This is a genomic window from Veillonella sp. AF13-2 (assembly GCF_003603295.1).
Lineage (GTDB): Bacteria > Bacillota > Negativicutes > Veillonellales > Veillonellaceae > Veillonella > Veillonella parvula_E.
Genome location: NZ_QTMT01000001.1, coordinates 359,854 through 380,891, shown reverse-complemented (window position 1 = coordinate 380,891; position 21,038 = coordinate 359,854). Strand labels below are relative to the sequence as shown.

At 37.0% G+C, this 21,038-nt stretch carries 23 protein-coding genes and 1 tRNA gene; all 24 read right to left on the bottom strand.

Translation table 11 applies throughout. From position 1 onward, the window contains the following. Positions 1–6: 6 nt before the first annotated feature. The 24 genes from sufC to DWV85_RS01685 all read right to left on the bottom strand — a co-directional run bounded on the left by sufC (position 7) and on the right by DWV85_RS01685 (position 21,029). On the bottom strand, positions 7–750 hold the full coding sequence (gene sufC, locus DWV85_RS01800; RefSeq protein ID WP_004696035.1) for a Fe-S cluster assembly ATPase SufC: 744 nt from the start codon (positions 748–750) through the stop codon (positions 7–9). Positions 751–1,044: 294 nt separating this feature from the next. Beyond that, positions 1,045–2,301 (bottom strand): diaminopimelate decarboxylase, encoded by a 1,257-nt coding sequence (locus DWV85_RS01795; RefSeq protein ID WP_008601096.1) that lies wholly within the window; start codon positions 2,299–2,301, stop codon positions 1,045–1,047. A gap of 63 nt (positions 2,302–2,364) precedes the next feature. Then, entirely contained in the window at positions 2,365–2,781 is a 417-nt protein-coding gene (locus DWV85_RS01790) for a DoxX family protein (protein ID WP_123137904.1), read from the bottom strand. Between the two features lie 333 nt (positions 2,782–3,114). After that, positions 3,115–4,740 (bottom strand): chaperonin GroEL, encoded by a 1,626-nt coding sequence (gene groL, locus DWV85_RS01785; RefSeq protein WP_123137903.1) that lies wholly within the window; start codon positions 4,738–4,740, stop codon positions 3,115–3,117. 112 nt (positions 4,741–4,852) lie between these two features. Beyond that, positions 4,853–5,134, bottom strand: coding sequence for a co-chaperone GroES (gene groES, locus DWV85_RS01780; protein ID WP_123137902.1), 282 nt, complete (start codon positions 5,132–5,134; stop codon positions 4,853–4,855). A 131-nt stretch (positions 5,135–5,265) separates the two neighbouring features. Beyond that, positions 5,266–5,844, bottom strand: a complete 579-nt coding sequence (locus DWV85_RS01775) for a response regulator (protein ID WP_004696048.1) — start codon at positions 5,842–5,844, stop codon at positions 5,266–5,268. Further along, positions 5,845–7,236, bottom strand: coding sequence for a sensor histidine kinase (locus tag DWV85_RS01770; protein ID WP_123137901.1), 1,392 nt, complete (start codon positions 7,234–7,236; stop codon positions 5,845–5,847). Between the two features lie 2 nt (positions 7,237–7,238). Further along, a complete protein-coding gene (gene tsaD, locus DWV85_RS01765; RefSeq protein WP_123137900.1) occupies positions 7,239–8,270 on the bottom strand; it encodes a tRNA (adenosine(37)-N6)-threonylcarbamoyltransferase complex transferase subunit TsaD in 1,032 nt (343 codons plus the stop codon). After that, positions 8,267–8,716 (bottom strand): ribosomal protein S18-alanine N-acetyltransferase, encoded by a 450-nt coding sequence (gene rimI, locus DWV85_RS01760; protein ID WP_004696055.1) that lies wholly within the window; start codon positions 8,714–8,716, stop codon positions 8,267–8,269. The genes tsaD and rimI overlap by 4 nt, the downstream gene beginning before the upstream one ends. After that, positions 8,716–9,474, bottom strand: a complete 759-nt coding sequence (tsaB, locus tag DWV85_RS01755) for a tRNA (adenosine(37)-N6)-threonylcarbamoyltransferase complex dimerization subunit type 1 TsaB (protein WP_077708479.1) — start codon at positions 9,472–9,474, stop codon at positions 8,716–8,718. The genes rimI and tsaB overlap by 1 nt, the downstream gene beginning before the upstream one ends. Continuing rightward, positions 9,458–9,952 (bottom strand): tRNA (adenosine(37)-N6)-threonylcarbamoyltransferase complex ATPase subunit type 1 TsaE, encoded by a 495-nt coding sequence (gene tsaE, locus DWV85_RS01750; RefSeq protein WP_123137899.1) that lies wholly within the window; start codon positions 9,950–9,952, stop codon positions 9,458–9,460. Before tsaE ends, tsaB begins: the two co-directional genes overlap by 17 nt. Beyond that, a complete protein-coding gene (gene thiL / locus DWV85_RS01745; protein ID WP_077708481.1) occupies positions 9,942–10,922 on the bottom strand; it encodes a thiamine-phosphate kinase in 981 nt (326 codons plus the stop codon). The genes tsaE and thiL overlap by 11 nt, the downstream gene beginning before the upstream one ends. A gap of 112 nt (positions 10,923–11,034) precedes the next feature. Continuing rightward, on the bottom strand, positions 11,035–11,595 hold the full coding sequence (locus DWV85_RS01740; RefSeq protein ID WP_077708482.1) for a GerMN domain-containing protein: 561 nt from the start codon (positions 11,593–11,595) through the stop codon (positions 11,035–11,037). 3 nt (positions 11,596–11,598) lie between these two features. Next, a complete protein-coding gene (locus tag DWV85_RS01735) occupies positions 11,599–12,696 on the bottom strand; it encodes an N-acetylmuramoyl-L-alanine amidase (RefSeq protein ID WP_077708483.1) in 1,098 nt (365 codons plus the stop codon). A 245-nt stretch (positions 12,697–12,941) separates the two neighbouring features. Next, positions 12,942–13,886 carry a ComEC/Rec2 family competence protein gene (locus DWV85_RS01730; RefSeq protein ID WP_123137898.1) on the bottom strand — a complete coding sequence of 315 codons (945 nt, stop codon included), beginning with the start codon at positions 13,884–13,886 and terminating at the stop codon, positions 12,942–12,944. Further along, a complete protein-coding gene (locus DWV85_RS01725; protein WP_123137897.1) occupies positions 13,883–15,460 on the bottom strand; it encodes an NAD(P)H-hydrate dehydratase in 1,578 nt (525 codons plus the stop codon). Before DWV85_RS01725 ends, DWV85_RS01730 begins: the two co-directional genes overlap by 4 nt. Position 15,461: 1 nt before the next feature. After that, entirely contained in the window at positions 15,462–15,833 is a 372-nt protein-coding gene (acpS, locus tag DWV85_RS01720; protein ID WP_008601123.1) for a holo-ACP synthase, read from the bottom strand. A 68-nt stretch (positions 15,834–15,901) separates the two neighbouring features. Beyond that, positions 15,902–16,693, bottom strand: coding sequence for a hypothetical protein (locus tag DWV85_RS01715; RefSeq protein ID WP_123137896.1), 792 nt, complete (start codon positions 16,691–16,693; stop codon positions 15,902–15,904). A gap of 94 nt (positions 16,694–16,787) precedes the next feature. Continuing rightward, positions 16,788–16,871 (bottom strand) — tRNA-Leu (locus DWV85_RS01710). Positions 16,872–16,925: 54 nt separating this feature from the next. Beyond that, positions 16,926–17,687 (bottom strand): 5'/3'-nucleotidase SurE, encoded by a 762-nt coding sequence (surE, locus tag DWV85_RS01705; RefSeq protein WP_123137895.1) that lies wholly within the window; start codon positions 17,685–17,687, stop codon positions 16,926–16,928. Between the two features lie 17 nt (positions 17,688–17,704). Continuing rightward, positions 17,705–18,967 carry a glycosyltransferase family 2 protein gene (locus DWV85_RS01700; protein ID WP_004697272.1) on the bottom strand — a complete coding sequence of 421 codons (1,263 nt, stop codon included), beginning with the start codon at positions 18,965–18,967 and terminating at the stop codon, positions 17,705–17,707. A gap of 19 nt (positions 18,968–18,986) precedes the next feature. Then, on the bottom strand, positions 18,987–19,658 hold the full coding sequence (gene pssA, locus DWV85_RS01695) for a CDP-diacylglycerol--serine O-phosphatidyltransferase (protein ID WP_039964980.1): 672 nt from the start codon (positions 19,656–19,658) through the stop codon (positions 18,987–18,989). Beyond that, positions 19,651–20,292: a phosphatidylserine decarboxylase family protein gene (locus DWV85_RS01690; protein ID WP_123137894.1), complete on the bottom strand. Its 642-nt coding sequence runs from the start codon at positions 20,290–20,292 to the stop codon at positions 19,651–19,653. Before DWV85_RS01690 ends, pssA begins: the two co-directional genes overlap by 8 nt. 14 nt (positions 20,293–20,306) lie before the next feature. Beyond that, complete coding sequence (locus DWV85_RS01685; RefSeq protein WP_123137893.1) at positions 20,307–21,029, bottom strand: WecB/TagA/CpsF family glycosyltransferase; 723 nt, start codon at positions 21,027–21,029, stop codon at positions 20,307–20,309. Positions 21,030–21,038 lie beyond the last annotated feature (9 nt).

The window sequence follows — 21,038 nt, the reverse complement described above, 5'->3', positions numbered from 1 at the left end:
TGCCTCCTATGCTAATGCTTTGTATGCGTCATAACCTTTTTCTTCGATTTCACGTACAAGAGAAGCATCACCAGTTTTAACAATCTTGCCATTGATCAACACATGAACATAGTCTGGTTTTAGTTTTTGTAAAATTTGGTTATGATGAGTAATGATTAATACAGCATTTTCTTCGTTATGGAAACGTTGTACACCTTCAGATACGATACGAACCGCATCTACGTCAAGGCCAGAATCAGTTTCATCAAGAATAGCCAATTTAGGATTCAAAATGGACATTTGAAGAATTTCATTCTTCTTGCGTTCACCACCAGAGAAGCCTTCATTTACATAACGTTGCGCATAAGATAAATCAAAGGATAATTCATCCATTTTTTCTTTCAATTCTTTTTTGAAAGATAATGCACGTACATTTTCACCAGTAATTGTGGATTTAGCTGTACGAATGAAGTTTTCTACAGTAATACCAGGAATAGAAATTGGATTTTGGAAGGACATAAAAATACCCGCTTTTGCACGATCATTTACTGCATCTTCCGTAATATCCTTACCATCAAAAATGATAGAACCACTATCTACTGTATATGTAGAGTTACCCATGATTGCATTAGCAAGTGTAGATTTACCAGCACCATTTGTCCCCATCACAACATGAATTTCACCTTTATTAATTGTTAAATCAATACCTTTTAAGATTTGTTTCTCTTCAACAGATACCTTTAAATCTTTTATCTGAAGTAATTCAGCCAAAATGTTCACTCCTTTTATTTGTATGTAACCATAAGAAACATACACTCATTATATATAAAACGTATATACTGACACATATAAAAAGGCGGTACGCACTAACGTGAATACCGCCGTAATTCTCGCCAACTTAGCAAGTATGTGCATAACAATCTACACTCATTATACATTCTTATCTAAATGATAGCAAGATATTCCTACTAAAATATACAGGAATTAAAAGAATATCAAGTATTACATATATTGATAGGTTTTTATTAATATTAATTCTCATCCTATTCGATTCTCAATATTAAATTATAGGTTTGAAAAATCAAGAGTTCCAAATAAATCATCATATGTTTCAGCACGACGAATTTGTGTAACAGAGCCATCTTTATGTAGCAATAACTCTGCAGAACGTAATTTACCATTATAATTGAAACCCATAGAATGTCCATGTGCACCAGCATCGTGAATGATGACACGATCTCCAATATCAATTTTTGGCAGCTCTCGTTGAATAGCAAATTTATCATTATTTTCACATAAGGAGCCTGTTACATCATATACATGATCCTTGGGAGCATTTTCTTTCCCCATTACGGTAATGTGATGATAAGAGCCATACAACGCCGGACGCATAAGATTTGCCATACAAGCATCTAAACCGATGTAATGACGATAAATATCTTTTTTATGAATAGCAGTAGAAACAAGATAACCAAATGGACCTGTTACCATACGCCCACATTCATAAGCCAATGCTACATCATTAAGTCCATTAGCTACTAAAATTCGATTATACGCTTCTTCTACACCCTTGCTTAATACGCGGAAGTCTACTGGTGTTTGTTCTGGTTTATAAGCTACACCTACACCTCCACCTAAATCAATAAATTCAACAGTGATACCAAGTTCTTTTTTAATATCTACAGCAAGATTAAAGCAAAGCTCTGCTGTACCAACTAAACCGTCAATATCAAGTTCGTTAGAAACAACCATTGTATGAATACCAAAGTGTTTTACACCTTTAGCTTGTAATTGTTTGTACGCTTCAAATATTTGTTCGCGTGTCATACCATATTTAGCTTCTTCAGGAAGGCCAATAATTGTATTGCCCCCTTCTTTTAAAGAACCCGGATTATAACGCACGCAGAATGTATCTGGCAAAGAGCCATGATTTTTTTCTAAATATTCGATATGTGTAATATCATCAAGATTGATGATTGCACCCATTTCAAGTGCCTTTTTATACTCCACATATGGTGTATCATTAGATGTGAACATAATATCATGGCCCGTAATACCCACTTTTTCACATAAAAGTAGTTCCGCTAAGGAAGAACAGTCTGCGCCAACCCCAAGCTTTTGTAACAAACGCATGATATACGGATTTGGAGTTGCTTTAACTGCAAAATATTGCTTAAATCCCTTATTCCAAGAGAATGCATTGATGAAAGATTTCATATTCTCAATAATTCCTTCTTCATCATAAATATGGAATGGAGTTGGATACTGAGCAATAATATTTTCTAATTGTTCTGACGTGAATGGAACTGTTTTTTTGTTCATGATAACCTTTCTACATAAATAAAAGACTCATCAGCCGATGAGTCTTTTATTCTAATTTCCTAATTATTTAAATAAAGCTTTATCTAAACTAAAGCGACCAGCACCAGCAAAGAATAACATAAGTGCACCAAAGCCTAATTGAGATGGGTAGTCCCAGCTAAAGAAACTACCATTCAAACTCACAATAGTCGCAGTTGCTAAAGTACCTACAACTAGAGTAGCACCAATACGTGTAAATAATCCTACTGCAATGAGAATACCACCAATCATTTCTGCAAGTGCTGCCATAGTGCCTAACATCTCATAACCACCGGATACACCTAAAGGTGCTAACATAGTCCCTACTTTGTAGAGCCCTTCAGCTCCGCTAAGCCATTTTAAATAACCATGATAAAACATGGAAATGCCCAATGCAAGGCGATAAATCAATAAGCCAAAATTTACATAATTAGGTTTACTTTTAAAAATAAAGTTCAACATAGTGATCCTTCTTTCAATTCAAATATAACAAATCGAATAAATTCGATACACTAATTATACTATTAGAGAATAACTATGTCAATAAGACTCACTATTAAATTCTATAGAATTATATCATACATTGTATACAAAATCAATTTTATCGATGTAATCAACATAATCTAGTCACTTTAAATCTGGTCAGCTTGAATATAATAATATCTTATTTAAAATATTACACCCTTACAATAGATTAATTTATCAGTAAAAAATAATCCTAATGAATATGAAAAATGTAATTCACAATTCATTAGGATTATTATATTTCTTATAAAATTAATTCTAACCAGCTGATTACATCATACCGCCCATACCACCCATTGGAGGCATTGCAGGAACTGCTGCATTTTCATCTACCTTATCAGCTACGATTGTTTCAGTAGTTAATACAAGAGATGCGATAGATGCGGCATTTTGAAGGGCAGAACGAGTAACTTTTGCAGGATCAACAATACCAGCTTTAACCATATCGATGTATTCTTCAGTCAAGGCATTAAAACCTACACCAGCTTCAGTATTTTTAACTTTTTCTACTACTACAGAACCTTCGAGACCTGCGTTGTATGCGATTTGACGAAGTGGTTCTTCTACAGCGCGTTTTACAAGGTTAATACCAGTTTGAACGTCACCAGTAGCTTCCAATGTATTCAATGCAGGGATGATATCGATGAATGTAGTACCACCACCAGCTACAATACCTTCTTCAACAGCTGCACGAGTTGCATTCAATGCATCTTCAATGCGAAGTTTCTTATCTTTCATTTCAACTTCTGTAGCAGCACCTACTTCGATAACTGCAACACCACCGGACAATTTAGCTAGACGTTCTTGTAATTTTTCACGGTCGAAATCAGAAGATGTTTCTTCAACTTGTGCACGGATTTGGTTAACGCGTTTAGCAATTACATCTTTATCACCTGCGCCATCGATGATTGTAGTTTCATCTTTAGTGATGCGAACTTGACGAGCTGTACCAAGATCTTCAAGCTCTACAGAATCAAGCTTGCGACCCATATCTTCAGTAATAACAGTACCGCCTGTTAAGATAGCGATATCTTCAAGCATAGCTTTACGACGATCACCAAAGCCAGGAGCTTTAACAGCTACAGCTTTGAATGTACCACGCAAACGGTTTACTACTAATGTAGCCAATGCTTCCCCTTCTACATCTTCAGCGATAATAAGAAGTTCTTTGCCTACTTTTACTACTTTTTCAAGTGTTGGCAACATATCTGCGATGGCACTGATTTTACGATCAGTGATCAAGATATATGGGTTATCCATAACAGCTTCCATACGATCAGGGTCAGTTACCATATAAGGGGAAATGTAACCACGATCAAATTGCATACCTTCTACTACATTTAATGCAGTTTGCAAACCTTTGGATTCTTCAACAGTAATAACACCGTCATTACCAACCTTTTCCATAGCTTCAGCAATTAAACCACCGATTTCTTCGTCAGCAGCGGATACGCTTGCAACTTGAGCAATTTCAGCTTTACCAGAAACTTTGATGGAGCGTTTTTTAATTTCTTCAACCAAAGTTTTTACTGCTGTTTCAATGCCTTTTTTCAAAATCATTGGGTTTGCACCGGCTGCTACATTGCGCATACCTTCTTGAATCATAGCTTGCGCCAATACTGTTGCGGTAGTAGTACCATCACCTGCTACGTCGTTAGTTTTAGTAGCAACTTCTTTTACTAATTGAGCACCCATGTTTTCAAATGGATCTGGAAGTTCAATATCGCGAGCAATGGTTACACCATCATTTGTAATTGTTGGGGAACCAAATTTTTTATCCAACACAACATTACGACCTTTTGGACCTAATGTAACTTTTACAGCATTTGCTAATTGATCGACGCCACGGCCTAAAGCGTGACGAGCTTCTTCATTAAACAAGATTTCTTTTGCCATATGTATTACCTCCTAAATAGTAACACTATCCAATGTAACGAAATATATGTGCCCTTAGGCAATATAGAATGTATCATCAGTTTTTATAGTCATATAGACTATAAATCAGCGATTATAATACTGCTAAAATATCGCGTTCGCTAATAATCAAATGAGTAGCGCCATCGATTTCTAATTCGCTACCAGCATATTTTGCAAACATAACAGTGTCGCCAACTTTAACTTCTGGAGCTACACGTTGACCATTGTCATATATTTTACCAGCACCTACAGCTACAACTACACCTTCTTGAGGCTTTTCTTTAGCTGTATCAGGAAGGAAGATACCACTTTTAGTTTTTTCTTCTTTTGCTTCTAGACGGATAAGAACGCGGTCAGCTAATGGTTTTAACATATAATGTCACTCCTTTTTACTAGTTAATCTCCATAATTTATTAGCACTCTAACTCATTGAGTGCTAATCACAAGTATTATTATAACCGAAGTTAAAATAATTGCAAGTACTAATTTTGATTTTTTGACTTTTTAGATATTATTTGACTTATTAGACTGTTTAATGATGAGATTACATGTTTCTATAATAGATATTTGTTTATTCATACTTAAAGTGCGGATCCGATTATACGCTTCCACTTCAGATATAGAATATAGTTCCATTAATATACCAGTTCCCTTTTGAATGATTTTACGATCTTCTAATGACTGTTCTAGCTCAGCCATCTTTTCGCGCAACTGAGCATCACTTTTATAGCGACCTAAAGCCATCTCTAAGGTAGGAACTAACTGTTCCTCCCGTACTGGTTTAATTAAATAGCCATATACACCAGAATCTCGAGCCTTATCGATTAAATCTTGCTGGCTATAACTTGTTAATAATACTACAGGTGCTTCATGGTGAAAGCCAATTTGACGTGCCGCCTCAATACCATCTAATTCTGGCATCTTAACATCCATCAATATAATATCTGGCTTATGTTTTTTACAAAGTGCTAAAGCTTCAACACCATTTGTACCTTCTGCAACGACTTCATGACCACAAGACTCAATAATATCTCGTAAATCCATACGTATTAGGGATTCATCATCCACGATTAAAACGCGCATTTATGCCTCCTTTTTCATATATATCGTCACCAATACACCTGTTCCAGTATTTTCTATGGATAAACTTCCTTTTAATTCATGAGTAACTAAATTATTAATAATTGTTAAACCTAACCGTTTATTAGAAGAAACAGAGAAATCACTAGGCAATCCTTTTCCGTTATCTGTAAAAGCCAGTTTAATTGTACTACCTGCATCAGTAACTGCTAGATGAACATTTCCACGATTCCCGTCTAACCCATGTTCTAAGCTATTCGTAATCAATTCATTAATAATAAGAGATACATAACTCGCCATATGAGAAGAAATTAGCATATCTTCGCCACTGTAAGTAAAAGTAACCTCTTGATCTTGTCGCACCATACTCATACGCAACAAACGACATAATTCATCGTAAATTGATCGGATACCAATATAATCCTCATCGTAATGAGACACTATATCGTGAACTAGAGCCATGCTCTCGATGCGATTAATCCCCTCTTGGAGTGCTTGCTTTACATCTGGCAAGCTAGAGCGTCTCGCCTCCATACGCAATAACCCTGCTACAGTTTGTAAGTTATTTTTTACACGATGATGAACCTCTTTGATAATGGAATTTTTAACCAATAATTCTTGTTGCTGTTTACTTTCACGAGTACAATCATGAAGAACTAAAAAGCACCTCGTTTCATTGCGCCCCATAGCAATAGGAATCATGTGCTGACGAATTACCATATCTTGATAGATTTCTTCATTTGTACGTATACTTCTATCTGATAATACTTGCTGTATAGCGGACATCTTTAAGGTACTGCTAAAAATTGATGAACCTACCAAGCGACGATCAAAGCCTAATACATCTACTAACTTCATAGCTGCATCGTTAGCATACAGTATTTTATAAGTGTCGTCGAAAATAATTAAACCATCAAAATAGGACATGGGTTCGTAAGACAATATTTGTTCATCAGTAGCCGTCAGCATAAGACGTTGCATCGTATCAGACAAAAGGTATTCTTGCTCATATTGTTCTGCCTTAATAGATGGTGATAATGTAAAAGATATACCCCCAATAATACGACCTCCGTTGTCTACGATAGGAAAGACATATTGACGCGGTTTGTCATCTAACCCGATAAGTGGTTGACCATCTTTCATCATAGCATGCCACGTATGATTGCCTTTTAATTGACGTGTAGTAATCCCTTGATTACTGCGTTCTATACATAGCATATCTGCACATTGTTGTGATCTCTCACCTTGTCCTGTCTCTAGTAGGGGGGTAAAAATCTGTATCCTTTGACGAGTTAAAGACTCGCCAAAGGATATGAGTTTACTAATATGCTCAAGTAATGAGGTTTGTAATGGTCCTAATGGTGTTCTATTTAATATATCTTGACCAATATCCACGATTAATCCTCTTTCCAAGATACGTATCCAATTTCAACACTGGGCTTTGCATTCAATGTTAAATCGCAAAATTTTCCGGCCTGCGCCATATAATAAGCTCGGCATCCAATCATGGCCGCATTGTCAGTAGACAAAATTTTATGTGGTTTGTAATAAGTAAAACCTTCTTCTATACACATAGCTTCTAAAGCCTTTTGTAATCCTTTATTAGCTGATACACCGCCAGCAATAGTAATACGACTTTCACCTAAAGTATGTGCGGCATCTTTCGTCTTTTCTACTAACACATCTACGATGGCCTTTTGAAACGATGCGGCCACATCAGCTTGATTAATAGGCTCATTCTTTTGTTGCTTACTATTTAAATAGTTTAAAACTGCGGATTTCAAACCACTAAAGCTAAATTCAAAATTACCTGGCTCACTTAAAGCCTTTGGAAATTCAATAGCCTCTGGATTCCCTTCAGCGGCAAGGGCATCGATATGAGGACCCCCTGGATAAGGAAATCCCATAACCCGTGCAATCTTATCAAAAGCCTCACCAGCTGCGTCATCTCGTGTTTGACCAAGAACATCAAAATCTTCATATCCTTTTACATGTACTAACATGGTATGACCACCAGATACAACAAGACTTAAAAACGGAGGCTCCAGTTCTGGATTAGCTAAAAAGTTAGCAAAAATATGACCTTCCATATGGTGCACTGGCACCAAGGGAATCCCTGTAGCAAAGGATAACCCTTTTGCAGCAGCTATACCAACTAATAAAGCCCCTACAAGACCTGGCCCATACGTAACACCAATATGATTGATATCTTGTAGAGTCACATTCGCATCACGTAATGCTTGGTCTATAACAGGTATAACTTGTTCTATATGATGACGTGATGCAATTTCAGGTACAACGCCACCAAATTTTCTATGTATTGGTACTTGGCTTGAAATAACATTAGACAAAACGGTGCGCCCGTCCTTAAGGACAGAAGCAGAGGTTTCATCACAGCTACTTTCCAAGGCTAATGTGTATATACTCATTCTATTTCCTCTGAAACGAGAGACATAATATAAGCATCTTCCGTAGGCTCTGAATAATAATCTTTACGAATTCCTTTTACAGAAAATCCTAAATTTCTATACATAGCCAATGCTGCTAAATTAGATATGCGCACCTCTAAGAAAATTTCTTTCATACCTCTCGTAAGACATTCATCTATTAATTGCTTGGTAAGTTTTGATCCATATCCCTTACCTCGTGCGGAAGGAATAATAGCGATATTCGTGATTTGACCTTCATCGTATACAAGCCAAGCACCTGCATATCCAACAATTTTGTTCTCCTCACAAATTACCATATATAATTTATTTGATGCCCCTTCTAACTCAACGAGAACAGATTCTAAACTCCAAGGAACAGAAAAAGACTGTTGTTCAATAGCATAGATAGCTTGAGCATCATCTATTGTAGCCAAACGAATCTCCATTATTCGACTCCCGCTGCCTCAGTAACTATAACTGCAGGATTTTGGTTCAACATTTCAGGATTATCCTTATGGCGTTCTTCCCATAACACTTCTGCTTCTGAGCGTCGAATATAATAAGGAACCATATCCATAGGATCAGAACTCTCTTCAGAGTCTACCAATCTACGGCCAGCCAGTAATAGAGAACTAGCTTTTGGAATACGTTGCGAGATATCTAAAATTGTTAAATTTGTATCACTTTCATCTAATAGCTTTTCTATTCGCTTAACGCCATCCCCAAGGAACACTACATGTTCTTCAGATGCTCGGAGTCGATCTAATAAATCATTAGCAGCAATGACAAAAGGTTCCTCTTTACAAACCAATTCATTATCATCATATTTGTAGATACCTGCATAAACATGTTTTTTCTGAGCATCGATAACAGTACAAATCGTGCGGTCCGTATAAGCCACATTACGAGCTAAACTGTCCATGGTCATTACACCATATAAAGGAATTTGTAAGGCATAAGCCATAGCTTTAGCGGTCCCCATACCAATCCGTAACCCTGTAAAAGAACCGGGTCCAATGCTAACCATAATCCCTTTTAATTCACTTTTTTCAACTTGACAGGTCCGTAATAACATATCAATATGAGGTACCAACTGCTCAGAATGAGTCAATCCAGCTTGAATGGTCAATTCCCCAATTAGGCAACTTTCATCCATTAAAGCCACACTCGACACAAGTGAGCTCGTCTCAATTCCCAACCACATATGGGCCTCCTATTTCTACTAAATCATCCGCTGTAAGGTAATCACTAACTAATGTAATGGATCGGCTTGTATCATCAATGCGCGTTAAATAAATCCATAGTGTTTCATCAGGCAATTCATGAGGAAATTTATCAGCCCATTCTACAATGGATACGCAATCTTCTGTATACTCATAAAAGCCAATATTTTCCAGTTCACTAATATCTTCCAAGCGATATACGTCAAAATGATATAAATGAGTTCGATTCACATCATAGGTATTCATGATGGCAAAGGTAGGACTTGTAATTTCTTCAGTAACCCCAAAGCCCTTTGCAATTCCTTGCGACAAATGTGTTTTTCCTGTCCCCAAGTCACCAACTAGTGCTATACAAAGAGGGTCCCCATTATGTTTAACCCATTCGCCTAATAATTGACCAAATTGTTGTGTGTCTTTTACTGTATGAGTCTTTAAATGAACCTGTACCTTATCCTTCATGAAAATGATTATATCCTTTCGCTTCTACAGTCTTAATCGTTTTATCAGATGTTACCATTTGAACCCGTGGGGGGCCAGATAAAACTTCTCCTATCAACGTAATGCCTGCTAGCTTTTCCAATTCCGAAAGTAGTGATTTTGGCGCCGTAAAGACTAACTGAAAGTCTTCTCCACCATACAAAGCATAATCTACTGGATTAGTTTGTAAATGCTTAGCTAATTCGTAAGTCTCCTCGTGTAGAGGGATTGCTTGTTCTTCAAATACAATGGAAACATTACTAGCTGTAGCAATTTCATTCAATTCACTACCTAGTCCATCGCTAATGTCATTCATACTATGGATACCAAGCTGTCGCAATTTTTGCCCCAATTCAATCTGTGGTTCGGGACGTTGATGCCCCACTTTGGTCATATCATAGCCTACTAAATTATATGATAACGCTCCTAAGCCTGTAGCTGCATAACCTACATAGTTTGTAACACCTACAACATCTCCTACTTTCGCACCACTTCGCATAACCGCAGTGCCTTTAGGAACCTCTCCGATAATTGTTACAGTCCAAACCATGGGCCCTTCTGTACGTACCGTATCTCCACCCAATATATTGAGTTGATATCGCATACATTGATCTTTAATTCCCCTATAAATTTCATCAAGAATGACTGTATCAACATGGTCTGGTGCGGCTACAGATAATACAATTTGTCTAGGAATGCCACCCATAGCCGCAACATCACTTAAATTAGCCGTCATAAGGCGATACCCTACATCATAGGGCATCATATAGTGAAAGCTAAAATGAACACCTTCCACCATTGTGTCAGTGCTTATCAATTGCTCTGTATTTTGTTCTGCTTTATAAATAGCACAATCATCACCAATACCATACACTACAGTATTAGGATTATATATTGTGTTATCTTGAATTTGGCGAATGAAATTAAATTCCCCTACATCTTTTAATTGCATCTGATCACCTAGTTTCCGTTTATTACTTATTGTATTGTAACATATATAAAAGACAACAAAAATAGCAGATAGTTGATATAACAACTATCTGCTATAAATGTCTTTAAAAGAATTATTTTTTAATTAGATTCGTCATTCTCTTAACAGGTTCTTTAGTATCAAAGGAACCTACAGTTGGCACTTTTTTACCATTATTGACAAATAGAACACCATTAATATTATCAAAGGATGTCAATGTATTTACAATAGCAGCCATTTGTAATTTAACAGTTAAGTCTCCGCCATTACCCTTTACGAATGCATCATTTACTTCAACAGAAGCAATACCATCTTTTACAGTAACAGATGTAATTTCAATATCCTTAGAGAAGACTGGATATTTTTGTGCTCTATCGGCATTTAACATTGCTAAAAGAGCTGCTTTAGGCGTAACTTTATTCGCCTCCATCTCAACGGTAGTTTGTTTTACCCCAGAACCATCCTCTGTAGGAACAAAGAAGGCCATCTTAACCTTTTCTTGAGATACTTTACTTGTTTCTGCATCCTTATTGACTTTCGTCTCTTGCGTAGGTTCACTTTTACCTGTTGTAGGAGCTTGTTCATGTGTACAACCCACTACAAATGCCAGCATACCTACACAGAGAATCGATAGAACTTGTTTACGTAATTTCATCGATTAACCTCCAAAGTAATTAGCAATACCATTTGCAATGCGGTTAGCAAAGTCTTCTTGAGTTTGAGGAGATTGTAGCACACGTTCCTCATTAGGGTTAGAAATAAAACCAAGCTCTACAAGAATTGCAGGCATATTAGAATGTCTCAACACGTATAAGTTACCTTCTTGAATGCCACGATCACCATTGAAACCAGGTGTGTCAGCAATTTGAGATTGTACCTTTTGTGCTAATCGAGCATCGTTACCAGTTTTGCTATAGTAATATGTTGCAATACCACCAACGCTAGGATTATTAAATGCGTTGATATGAACGCTCACAAGAACATCAGAATTACTACGGTTAGCCACGTTAACACGAGCCCCCAATTCATCAACACCACTTGCATTAGGACCATATACATCTACATCGGTAGTACGAGTCAAAAGTACTTTAGCACCACGATTTTCTAAAGATTTTTTCAAATACATAGAAATTGGTAGTGTAATGTTTTTCTCTTGTACACCGTGAGGTCCAATAGCACCAGAATCACTACCACCATGTCCTGGGTCAATAGTAATTGTTTTGCCAGATAAACCGCCACTAGTAGAGTATTTACCAGATCCTGTAGGTACATTTTTTGCTGGATGTGCAGATTGAGATGGCTTTTTACCATAGTAAGCAGGCTTAGCTACAGCACCTTTTTTCTGAACATCAACAACGATACGATACGGTTTCTTATTAACCGTATCTTTTTTCAAGGAAAAAACCTTTACATCACTAGTATCAATAGATGAAGGTGTCTTGATTGTTACTTTAACGTCTCTGCCATCTTGTGAAAGTTTAGCAGAGCTAGCAATAGCTGAGTCCATAGAAATGTTCTCTTTAGCCGTCTTTAGCTTTGTATTCTTTAAAGTAACAGTCGTAGTTTTCCCATCTTTGCTAATTGATGCAGATGCCTTTATAGGTGCCGATAAGTCCATAACAATACGAACATATGGTACAGGTGCATCTGTTCTAGTCACCCATCGAGCATCTTCCAAATTAGCTGCCTTTGCTTGAGTCAATAATAAAGGTATCGCCATCAAGACTGCAAGGCACATTAAAAATAGTTTACGCAATACATTCACTCCAATCTAACTGACATACATAGTGTCCAAACCATAGAGATGAGTCGATGATATTTTTATCTATCAAAATCTCATCGTTCCAATCTATCCATAAACTAATGTTAGATTATAAATAGATTATTTCATACAAACATGAAGATTAGTATGCCGATTACACATATTACTATATAAAGACCTTATACAGAATACACAAAAAACAGTTTCATAAAAATAATTTTTTGTATAAGTAATCAAAACTAACGTTCAGTTGTAATTTGCCATTCATTCCCATCCGTACTAATATGAATACGTCCCATCGTATCTGTACGGTAAATAGCAATATTATTTTCCTGCAAGCGACGTAATGTCACATCGTGAGGATGACCATACTTATTATACATGCCATTTGAAATTAATGCACTTTCAGGCTTAATAGATTTCAAAAAATCTTCAGAGCTACTTGTACGAGAACCGTGATGACCTACCTTAAGAATACGAGCAAACAATCTGGAATTCTGCTCTTTTATAAGTTTTTTCTCTTCTTGCCATTCAGCATCACCCGTGAAGAGCATAGAGAATTTACCGAAGATTAATTTACCTACAATAGAATTATTATTAAGATCTGTCTCCCCTTTTTTATCAGTTAAAGGTTCAATCCAAGGAGCATATACTACAAAGACAGCACCATGTCCAAAATCAACTACATCTCCACTTCTCAAAGTAGTTCGTTGAATTTTATTTTTCTCAATCCACTTTTCATAAGTTTTGTACATATTATTATCAACGGCAATACCATCATCATATACATTTTCAATAGGCATAGCCTTTGCAATAGCATAGAAACCACCCATATGATCAGCATGAGGATGCGTGATAATAATATTTTTCAGCTTTGTTACCCCCATAGTTTTAAGTTGAGCTACAATATTTTCACGATGTTCTATGTCACCAGTATCGATCATGCTATACTCATCGCCTACCTTAAGTAATATAGCATCCCCCTGACCAATATCTAGCATATATACATCTAGATTACCTTCAGGGGTAGTCGTTTTAGTATCGATCGAGTAAGCCCCATTAGCGTTAGTAGTTGCTTGATTTGCTGCGTTTGCTACATCATTATTTGTGCATCCTGCAATGGCAAAGATAGGAATACATAATACCAACAAGAAAGCTATAAAGCGTTGTATTCTATTTGTCATTCATAATCTCCCAATAATTCACTAACCACGAAGCCTAAAGAAGCACTGACATCACTCGGAGTATAACCCCAACTCTTTGTTTCATTCAGAATATCTGCACTACGACTATGTACATATACACCGAGAACAGCACTATCTTGTAGTGAATAACCCTGACTTATAAAACCAGCAATTACACCAGTCAGTACATCTCCCATACCGCCAGTACCCATGCCCGCATTACCAATAGTATTTACATACACTGTTCCATCAGGTAATGCCACAATTGAAGGAATTCCTTTTAGTACAAGAGTAACTTGATGAGCCTTAGCAAATTCTCTAGCCAACATGATATAATGACGCTCAATCCATTTAATAGGTAAATCAATAAGTCTACTAAATTCACCTAAATGCGGTGTCATGACACAATATGGAAGTTCTTTTTCCACTGTATATGCAAACTCAATATCACCATCTCGCAAAGCATCTTTATTAACACAACCAACATGTCCCAATGCATACAAAGCATCAGCATCTAGTACTAATGCTCCTTCGTAAGCATCTAAGATATGCTCCACTAAATTACAGATTTCACGGGTGCGACCTAAACCAGGTCCCATAGCAACAACTTGGCGACAATCAAAAAGTTCTTTATTAGTCTCTGTGGAAGTAACCATCACCTCAGGTATGACACGGCTTTGTACAATCTGTTTAATTATTTGGGGTACAGCTAATGTTACTTTACCAGCACCACTATGAACTGCCGCTTCAGCAGCCAAAATAGGGGCTCCTATCATATCATTTGAACCACCAATAATTAAAGTGTTTCCATTGACACCTTTATGCGCCATTGGAGTACGATAGTTGATAATTTTTTCTGCTAAATCAGAATCAATGGTTATAGTTCTAACACGTTCACCCAGTACCTGCTGCCAAGGAGCACCCAATGGAGCAACCACAGCGGTTCCTCCTATAGCCTTTCCGGGATATAATAACAAACCTTGTTTGATAGCTCCAAAAGTAACAGTATAATCATAGGTCAGTGTGCCTTCAGTTACATGACCAGTAGTAGCATCCAAACCTGCAGGTACATCAATAGCCCACAAATCAAAATTATACTGACTACGCATAGTATCAATATCATTTAATATATCGATGGTCACCTCTCTTAACCTTCCAGTAAAGCCCGTTCCCATGATGCCTTCCACAGCGATGGCTACGTTGGACCAATCATTGAATTCATCATACATATCGATGCTACAGCCCATAGCTTTGCAGCGCTCAATTTGCACTGCAAAAAGATCACTACACTTGTTTATATCTCCTACTAGTACAATTTGTGCTGGTACGCCTTGCTCCATCAAATGGCGAGCCGCTACAAGGCCATCTGCCCCATTATTACCCGTACCACATATGAATAAAACAAAACTATTTATGGAACGGCCATTATTCAGGGAAAATAAATCGTACTCTCCCCATAAGGCATCTACGATACCACGCCCAGCATTTTCCATGAGGATTTCTAAAGAGATTCCTAATTGCTTAGGAACCTCTCGATCTATAAATCGAGCATCTTCTGTAGTTAAAATATTCATCTTATGCTCCTTCAAGTATAACTGTACTCATTGCATAATCCTTGCAATGACTAATCGATACATGAATATCAGTATAACCTGATGTTTCGTAAATATCTTTGAAAGTATCTTGTAAACGAATTAAGGGTGCGCCCCATTTATCATGATAAATCTCTATATCTTGCCATGATCCATGCCTCATCCCTGTGCCTAAAGCTTTAATAAAAGCCTCTTTTGCAGCATATATACCTGCAAAGGATTCGTAACATCCTTTATTCCGACTTTTACAATATTCAATCTCATGAATCGTATAAACGCGCGCTTTAAATGAACTTGATTTCTCTATAGCTTGACGTATACGGTCAATCTCTATAATATCATTCCCTAATTTCATAATAGCTCCTAAAATACCCTAATACTATTATTATACACTCATAAAGGGGATTAAAACATAAATAATATCTAGACATTTACCGAAAATGGTAGGCTAGGCAAACTATAAATTTCAACTTTACCTTTGCGATTAACCGCCATATACATTTGACCATTTCGACAATCCATGTCTTCTACTTCCATTCCAGAAGCATAAGGGCTAATATTTTTAACAACCCCCTCTTCATCGACGTATACAAAGGTTGTCAACGTTGTAAATAAAGTATTTCCATTAGTTGCGTAAGCACCGTTATTATTTAAGTTTGTATGGTTAGCATCAATTTTATAAGAACGAATACGATTAAAATTGGAGTCGTAATAATTAATTGTCCGTTCAGAGTTTGTTAAAGGCACAATTGATACATATTCATTGCGTACTTTATCATATGCAAAATTAAAAACTTTCTCTTTTAGTTTAATCGGTGCTTCAACAATCATGCTATCCGCTTCAATAGGAGTAAGGTTATATCCATTTACAACAGCATTTGTTGTATAGTAACGATTATTGACAGAATTATAAGTTAAGGTATTCATATGACCTAATAAACTTTTATAACTATACTCATATTTTGCAACAACAGTAAAAGTTTTTGGATTAATTTCATAAATAATTTGCTTCGTATTATCTGAATTAATACAAGCTAAAGCAAAAACGTCTTTTTTGGAATTATAACAAAATCCTTGGCACTGATTTACAGATCCATCTAATGGTATTTCTGCCAAGCGAGATAATGGCAATGGCATCTGTACAGCGCTAACCTGTTGAGTAAGTTTAGGAATATCAAAGATATTTGTAATATAATCAATTACACCTTGATCCATACTGTCACCTCATGAAATTAATAATGTATATTATAGTATATAAATTTATAAATATAAAAATAGGCGGTAAGACAAAAGTCTTACCGCCTAATGTTGGTGCCGGAGGTGGGACTTGAACCCACACGGTGTTACCCGCTTGATTTTGAGTCAAGTGCGTCTGCCATTCCGCCACTCCGGCGTATCGGAACATTTGTTATTATACAGACATCCCTAAGCAATGTCAACATATTTTTTATATTTCATCTAAAATATTTTGAACCCTTTTCATATCCGTATCACATTGTTGTTTCCATGTAAGTGCGACACCTGTAATATAGCCTTTACGGGCAAATTCTACATCTGTAGGAACACTTTCAGCACCATAGTCTAGCTCGCCAGCTAACCAATAATAATCCTGTCCTCTCGAATTAATGCGAGCTTCGATAATATTACTGTAGGTTTGTAAGCCTTGGCTCACCATTTTAAAATGATCCCAATCACATGTGCCACGTAATGGGAAGTTCACATTTAGTAAACCGCTAAACTGACCCGCCACATAAATTTTCTCAATCAATTCATGTATAAATGGATGCATCTCGTCTCCCCGTTCAACAGAATATCTCTCAACAGATAATGCTAAACCGGGAATACCGTAAAAACCACTTTCCATAGCTGCCGAAACAGTGCCGGAATACAATACATCAGAGCCTAAATTAAATCCATGATTAATTCCAGAAATTACAAGATCTGGCATATCATCAGCCAATAAATAACTGAGACCGAACTTCATGCAATCGGACGGCGTTCCCGTTAGAGCATAAAGGCGAGGATTTTCATCCTCGCCATTGCAAGCATCTAATTTCAATGGAACCTCGGTCGTCAATGCATGGGATTTAGCACTTTGCTCATTAGCAGGTGCTACAACGGTAATTCTATAATATTGACTTAAATACGATGCAAGATGACGTAAACCATCTGCTAAAATGCCATCGTCATTACACATTAAAATATGCATAGTCACTCCTACAGATTCTATTTTTCATTCTTATTCATATTGCCCATACGTGTTAATTTAACATCATCTAAGCCCACAGCTCTCGTATGGACTGTATGAGACCATACCTTATTATGACGGCGGAACCACCCTAAAATATTTACTGGAATCCAAGAATAAACAAATAATGGATATAGTAAATAATAGAACCAAATCTTTGGTGGTACCTTGATTTTCAACAATACAATTAATGGGAATAGATATTGACCAACACCTATAATTGTCCATACAGACATAGGCATAATTTGATACAAAATATTTGTATAAATTGGAGTATACGCATTGATGTAGGATAACACCAAGTATACGGTTGTCAACAATAAGAAATAAGGTTGACTCACTTGGAATATACCATCCAAAATCATAATATTCCCTGTTTTGATACCAATAGCAAATAATTTAGGAATATATCGACCCGCACAGTCAAATTGCCCCTGAGCCCATCGTAAACGTTGTCTGCAAGAAGCCATCATAGTCGTAACCTTTTCATCGTATACGATAGCATCATGCCCCCAACAAGTACGGATACCATGAGTCAATAGTTTCATGGAAAATTCCATATCTTCGGTTAAGCTATTGCAATCCCAACCGTATTCGCGAATAATAGATGTACGAATACACATGCCTGTACCACCTAAGGCCGTAGATAATCCAAGACGATATTTTGCTAAATGCCACATATGGTTAACCATCCAAAAGGCTATGGAGAACGTACCGGCTACCCAAGAGTCAGTTGGATTTTTAGAGTTCAAGTAACCTTGAATTACAGACTCACCTTTTTCAAGATGATCATTCATTTCTAACATAAATTGAGGATGTACTAAATTATCGGCATCAAAAATCAGGAATGCATCATATTTCCGATCCATTTGTTCTACCCGATCAAACATCCACCCCATGGCATAACCTTTGCCTATTTCTTGTTTATTTTCACGTACATGTACATTAGCGCCAGCAGCACTTGCTACTTCCGCAGTCTTATCTGTACAGTTATCGGCAACTACAAAAATATCGTACAGATCATCTGGATAATCTAGGCCACGTAAGTTTTTAACTAACTCACCAACAACAGCTTCCTCATTATGAGCGCATACAACGATGGCAAAGGAATTTTTAGGGGTATAATTTTTATGTACTCGCGATCGCCACATACCTACGACAGCGAGTATAAAATAATAAACCGTATAAATTACGATTATTACCTGCATAGGAATCAGTAATAGATCCAGTAGGTAATTCATACTATTCTCCTCCACACATCTATTTACGTACTATATTTAAAGCCCCGTTAATAAGCCCAAACATTACATAGCCAGCAAAAATCATAACGGCCCATGTATGCCAATCATACACGAGACAAGCTATAACAAATATGGCTGTGAGTACAATAGAAAGTTTATTGATATAAATCTCACTTTTACCTTTAAAATCGGGATATTTAACTTCACTAACCATAAGGAGACCTATACCAATCATACAAACTACCAACACAAATTGAGGTACCGATACGCCACACAATACGTAAGTCGCCGCTAAACATCCAGCGGCTGGAATTGGTAAACCTTCAAAATAGCCATGAACTTCGTCAGTTTTAATATTAAATCGCGCTAAACGAAATGCACCAAGCACTGCAAAAGCTAATAATGGCACATATGCAATCCATCCTAAACCATTTAATTCTTTCATATAAAGCATATAGGCAGGCGCTACACCAAATCCCACTACATCAGACAGAGAATCAAGTTCCCGGCCCATTGGTCCTGCAACATTTAAAGCTCTTGCTACGCGCCCATCTAACCCATCTGCTACTAAAGACAATAATATACATATGGCTGCGCAGAATGTATTATTAGTAGCAGACAACGTAATACCAAGAACACCAAATGCTAAGTTTGCACTAGTAAATAAATTTGGAATAATAGATTTATTCATGTCGTAACCTCCCGATAACAGTATCACCACCTGTAATATGTTGACCTTTTTCCACGAACAACTCTACATTCTTATCCATATAGAGCTCAGTACAGGAACCGAACTTAATCATCCCGTACAACTGACCGCGTTCAAGTACACTATCTAGGTCTGTCCAAGATACGATACGTCTTGCTAAAAGGCCCGCAATTTGCGTTACTAATACGGAAGTACGATCATTTTCAATACAAATAGTATGACGTTCATTTTCAAAACCTACATCATCTTTGAATGCTGGTAGGAAACTACCCATCGTATAGTGACGGTACGTAATTTTACCATCAATAGGCGCACGATTAGCATGCACGTCAAAAACAGATAAGAAAATAGTTACTTTTTTACACTCTTTATGTAAGTAAATATCTTCGTATACATCAGAAATATCCATGATTTTACCGTCCGCTGGGGATAAAATCAAATCTGGATCTTGAGGGATTACACGTTTAGGATTTCTAAAGAAATTGACGAAAAATAATGCCAGAATAAATGAAATAATCGCAATTACATAATGTCCTAAATATCCTAACACCACAGTGATAATGAGCATAGCTCCTATCAGAGGAAACCCTTCCTTAATTATTGGTCCTGTAGGCACGATTCAACACTCCTCTATTTATTTCTAATAACGGTCCACATAAACTTTGGAATAGCCAACATGCGGCCAATCCGTTGAGGTTCTAAATATAATCGATACAACCATTCAAGTCGATTTTGTTGCATCCATTCTGGGGCCCGAGGAATATTACCTGCCAAGACATCAAAGGAACCACCAATTCCGATGGCAACTACGCCATCGAGGTGACTCAACTTTTCTGCAATCCATTGTTCTTGCTTTGGCACACCTAAGGCAACAAATACCAATTTTGCCTTAGATTCAGCTATAGATTTAATGATTTCTTGTTCCTCTGCACTATCAAAGAATCCGTCATGAATTCCTGCTATATTTAATGCACCTACCTGAGCAGATACATTATCAATCGCTCGTTGAGCAACACCAGGTGCCGCCCCCAAGCAGTATACAGGAATTTGATGAGTCGCCGCAACTTTAAACAATTCCATAGTTACGTCTACACCTGTTACGCGTTCAGGCACATGTTCTCCTTGACGCTCTGCAGCCCACAAAATGCCAGCCCCATCGGGAACGACGAGACTAGCATTATTCAATATGGAGTGCAATGTAGGATTTTCATTAGCCAACATAACCATTTCTGCATTAGCCGTTGCTACTAAATGTAGCCCCGGCTGTTCAGTTAATTGTAAAATACGTTCGACTGCCTCATCCATTGTGACACAATCGATAGGCACAGATAAAACAGAAATACGTTTATTCAATGTAATACT